Source organism: Prosthecobacter gellanilyticus, assembly GCF_007992435.1.
GTDB lineage: Bacteria > Verrucomicrobiota > Verrucomicrobiia > Verrucomicrobiales > Verrucomicrobiaceae > Prosthecobacter > Prosthecobacter gellanilyticus.
In genome coordinates this window covers 1-4,196 of sequence record NZ_BKAG01000106.1, presented here as the reverse complement: position 1 = coordinate 4,196, position 4,196 = coordinate 1, and the positions used below count along the sequence as shown (strand labels likewise).

The following is a 4,196-nucleotide window of genomic DNA, read 5'->3' as shown; positions in this document are numbered from 1 at the left end:
ATGCTCTAACGAAAGTCATCGCACGCAGAATCACCCTTCGAGAGGAGCGCGGACACTCCTGTCCGCTTCATTGTCGATCTCTCCAGAGTTGCTTAGACCCTCCAAGCCTCCTCACTCTCCAATGCCCTTATCTTTCTCGGCGGGCTTGGCCTCCTTCTTCTCCTCCGTGATAAGCCTCATGCTCGAAGGCCCATGAATCTTCAGCGAGCCCGGAGAAATCAGCATCGTCGTGGACTCTCTCGCGCTGATCACCTGGCTCTTCCGATACTCCAGCACCGGCCAGCCCTTTAGTTCCAGCGTCTGCGTGCCGGGCACCCATTCGGCCCCGTTGGCATAAGTATGTGCAGGCCATCCCAGTTTCCCATCAGGAGGTGACGCGAGACCCTCCGCATAAACATGACCCGTGGCCGTAGCCGTCCCATCCGGGTGCTTGATGATCCTGTCCGCATACAGCATGGCCACATCCCCAAGCGGCATCTCTCTCCGCCCCTTAACCCGCCATGACGCGAGGTCTGCCTCCAGCCATGGGTTGGAAGGTTTGCCCGATGGCGGCTCAGAGTCCGGCTTCTTGGTCGAACAGGCCGTGGTCATGAGGCCGGCCAGCACCGAGATTACCGTCAGGTCTAAAAGGCTGTTAGGTCTCATGGCGGTGCTGTGGCGTGTTGAGCTGCTTGATGAACCACCCTCCGATTTGCAGGAGGCGGAATAATCAAAAATAGGACAACTATCCGGTTAGGCGCAAGCCTGAAGCTAGCACCACCTCACGCCAGGATCCCCTTCACCACCTTCGCCGGATCCACACCCGTCAGCTTGAAGTCCAGCCCCTGGGACCGGAACGTCAGCCGCTCGTGATCGATGCCGAGCTGATACAAAATCGTCGCATGGATGTCATGCACATGCACGGGGTTCTCCACGGCCCCGAAGCCAAACTCATCCGTCTGGCCATAAATCACACCGGGCCTGAAGCCACCACCCGCGAACCACATCGTGAAGGCATCGATGTGATGATTGCGGCCCGTGGACTCCCGCACCTCGCCCATCGGCGTGCGGCCGAACTCACCGCCCCAGATCACGATGGTGTCATCCAGCATCCCGCGCTGCTTCAAGTCCTTCACCAGTGCTGCGCCAGCCTGGTCGATGTCCTGGCACTTCATCGGCAGATGCTTCTCCAAGTTCTCCGTTGGACCCCCATGATGATCCCAGTTCGTGTCATAGAGCTGCACAAAGCGCACCCCACGCTCCACCAGCCGGCGCGCCAGCAAGCAGTTGCGTGCAAAGCTCGTCTCCTTCGGATCCTTGATGCCATACATGTCTAGCGTGGCCTGGCTCTCCCCGGCCGTGTCCATCAACTCGGGCGCGCTCGTCTGCATGCGATACGCCATTTCATACGCGTTGATGCGCGTGGCGATCTCATCGTCACCCGTTTCCACGAGCTTCTTCATGTTCAGCTCACGCACCGCATCCACCACCTGCCGCTGCTGTGCGGCGCTGATCTCCTTCGGAGTAGAGAGATTCACAATAGGATCCCCCTGATTGCGCAGCGGCACGCCTTGATACGTCGTCGGCAGCACTCCGCTGCCCCACAGCACCGCACCCCCACGAGGTCCGCGAGGCCCGCTCTGCAGCACCACAAATCCCGGCAGATCATCGCACTCGCTGCCAAGACCATACGTCACCCATGAACCCATGCTCGGACGGCCAAACAGCCCGCTGCCTGTGTTCATATACAGTTTCGCAGGCGCATGATTGAAGAGGTCCGTCTTGCATGTGGTGACAAAGGCCAGGTCATCCACAATCCTCGCCGTGTGCGGCAGCAGATCACTCACCCACGCTCCCGATTGCCCATGCTGCTTGAAGTTGATTCGTGAGCCTAACAAATCACTGCGATGACTGCTGTCCATGAAGGCAAAGCGCTTGCCCTTGGTGTAGCTCTCCGGGATCGGCTTGCCATTCAGCTTCGTGAGCAGCGGCTTGTGCTCAAACATGTCGAGCTGCGAAGGTCCTCCAGCCATGAAGAGAAAGATCACATTCTTCGCCTTCGCCGGGAAATGCGTGCGCTTCGGTGTCAGCGGATTCCGCATCTTCCCAGCCGGCGCGCCCATGAGCGAACTCAGCGCGATGAAGCCCACCCCCACACCACAGCGGCTAAAAAAATGACGACGTGTCTGGTGAAGCAGCGGATTCATGGTGAAGAAGAGAAAGTGAAAAGACTAACCAAAAGTAAGTGGACTACTGCCAGTTGTCCGTGCGGAAGGTCTGCGCAGGCAGCCCGTCCTTGTTGAAGAGATTGGCCCAGGGGGCGACATTGGACCAGGCATAGCGAACGGCCTTTGGTGCAGGCACAGCCGCGCTGGAGACCACCACGCTGTCGCCATCGATCACTGCATCGGCCCATTGAAACTTCTTGTCCGCACCCGCGATCATGAAACCCTGGAGCTTCTCGCTGTGACGTGCCGCCAAGCCCTTGCCCACATGCGTGAACTTGATGCGCACCTTGTCACCATCGATCTGATGCGCAGCATATAGGGGACCGCTGATCTCCACCGGCTTGTCATACACAAAGCCCAGCGCCACACGCGCCGCGCGAGCTCCATAACCAGACTTGTTCGTCGGATGCGTCATGCCCCCGAGATCTGTGGCGATGACCATCGCGGTCTTCGGATGCTGTTGGATCTTGATGTGCACTTCACGATGTAAGCCATCGATGTTCCGTGGTAGCTGAGTGGGCAGGGGAGCAAAGGGGCTGGCATTGATCGTCACAGGATCGCTCATGTCCCAGGCCGTGCCGCCGCCACTGACCTTCTGCACATAGATGAACGGGAAATCCTGGCCAAAAGCACCGCGCCAACCTTTGATCAAGGCGCCCATCACATGATACTGATCCACTCCTGTGATTGCCGTGCCGCCTTCACCCTGGTCCCAAAGCACGCCACGGATGGCATAGGGCACATACGGCTGGATGTATTTCTCGTACAAGTTGCCGATTTGGCCATAGGACTCACCTGCGGGTGTGGGCTTGCGCGGTTCGCGGCCTTTGGGCTGCACATTGTCCTTCTTGGCTTTCTCCTGGGTTTGCTTCCAGGCCGCCATATATCTCTCATAACCTTTCATGGCGGCGGCGAGGTCATAGGTCTTGGCAAACTCCTTCGCCTGCGCAACGCAAGCGGCATCGGAACGATACATTTCCTCCGTCAGCCAGAAGCCTGAAGGCGTGCCCCCCACGCAGCCCATCATCAAACCCACCGGCACCTTGATCTCCTCCTGCACACGTACTCCGAAGGGAAACAACAGCGCGGAAAAGGCATCCACTGTTTGCGGCGTGGCCAATTCCCATTTCGAATCACCCTGGCGCTTGAAACGCAATTTTGGATAGGGCGCACCTTCCAGCAGCTTCTGCAGAACGGCGTCTTTGCCTTTATAGGTGCGCACCGGACCTGCCATGTTGGATTGCCCCGAGCCCAGCCACACATCACCGACCAGCACATCCTTCACCTCGATGGTGTTCGTGCCTGTCACGGTCAGGCTCAGGCCTTCAGCGACGGCCAGCGGATCAAGCTTCACCAGCCACTTGCCGTTCGCATCTGCCTTGGTAGACTTCGTTTGTCCGGCGACGGAAACCGACACTTCCTCACCCGCAGCCGCTGTGCCCCAGATGGGTGCGGCGACGTCTCGCTGCAGCACCATGTGATCAGAGATCACGGCGGGCAGTTTCACCTCCGCCTGGACAGCGGAGACAGCGAGAAGGGCGATGGGGAGGAATCGGAAGTTCATGAGGATCATTCGCGGGTGACGGTCTCATCCAGATTCAGCAGGACACGCGCTGCGGACAGCGGGTCCAGCTTCTTCAAGACGTCCAGCTCGTCGGGTTTGGGCGGGCGGCTGGTGCACCGACAAAACGCTGCTTCCAGCCCGTCTTTGCGAATGATCTGCTCCAGCGCTCCAGCGAACTCAAAATACCCCCGGTCATTCAGCAGCGTCAGGGACTGCAGCGGCGTGTTGCTGCGCAGCCGGCGCGTGCAGGTGGTGATGCTGTCCGGCGCATCAAACACCGTCAACCACGGCGGCGGCGATGCCCGGTAAAAGAAGGTGTACATGCTGCGCCGGTAGCGATCCTCCCCCGGACTCACCGTCCAGATTCGCTTCACCTGACCCTGGCCCATCACACCGTCTGGAATCGGCGGGAACACCGACGGCCC

General features: G+C 59.4%; 4 protein-coding genes. All 4 read right to left on the bottom strand.

Annotated features, from left to right (window positions below):
- Positions 1-111 precede the first annotated feature (111 nt).
- Entirely contained in the window at positions 112-645 is a 534-nt protein-coding gene (locus BGE01nite_RS28580; RefSeq protein ID WP_146856334.1) for a hypothetical protein, read from the bottom strand.
- A 116-nt stretch (positions 646-761) separates the two neighbouring features.
- Positions 762-2,186, bottom strand: coding sequence for a DUF1501 domain-containing protein (locus BGE01nite_RS28575; protein ID WP_146856332.1), 1,425 nt, complete (start codon positions 2,184-2,186; stop codon positions 762-764).
- A 43-nt stretch (positions 2,187-2,229) separates the two neighbouring features.
- Positions 2,230-3,771, bottom strand: a complete 1,542-nt coding sequence (locus BGE01nite_RS28570) for a sialate O-acetylesterase family protein (protein ID WP_170267140.1) — start codon at positions 3,769-3,771, stop codon at positions 2,230-2,232.
- Between the two features lie 5 nt (positions 3,772-3,776).
- The coding region (locus BGE01nite_RS28565) for a DUF1553 domain-containing protein (protein WP_146856328.1) at positions 3,777-4,196 on the bottom strand (420 nt) is incomplete at its 5' end.

Excerpts from the sequence above, each read along its gene's own strand:
- BGE01nite_RS28570 (WP_170267140.1), bottom strand. The coding sequence starts at position 3,771 with ATGAACTTCCGATTCCTCCCCATCGCCCTTCTCGCTGTCTCCGCTGTC.
- BGE01nite_RS28580 (WP_146856334.1), bottom strand. The coding sequence starts at position 645 with ATGAGACCTAACAGCCTTTTAGACCTGACGGTAATCTCGGTGCTGGCC.
- BGE01nite_RS28575 (WP_146856332.1), bottom strand. The coding sequence starts at position 2,186 with ATGAATCCGCTGCTTCACCAGACACGTCGTCATTTTTTTAGCCGCTGT.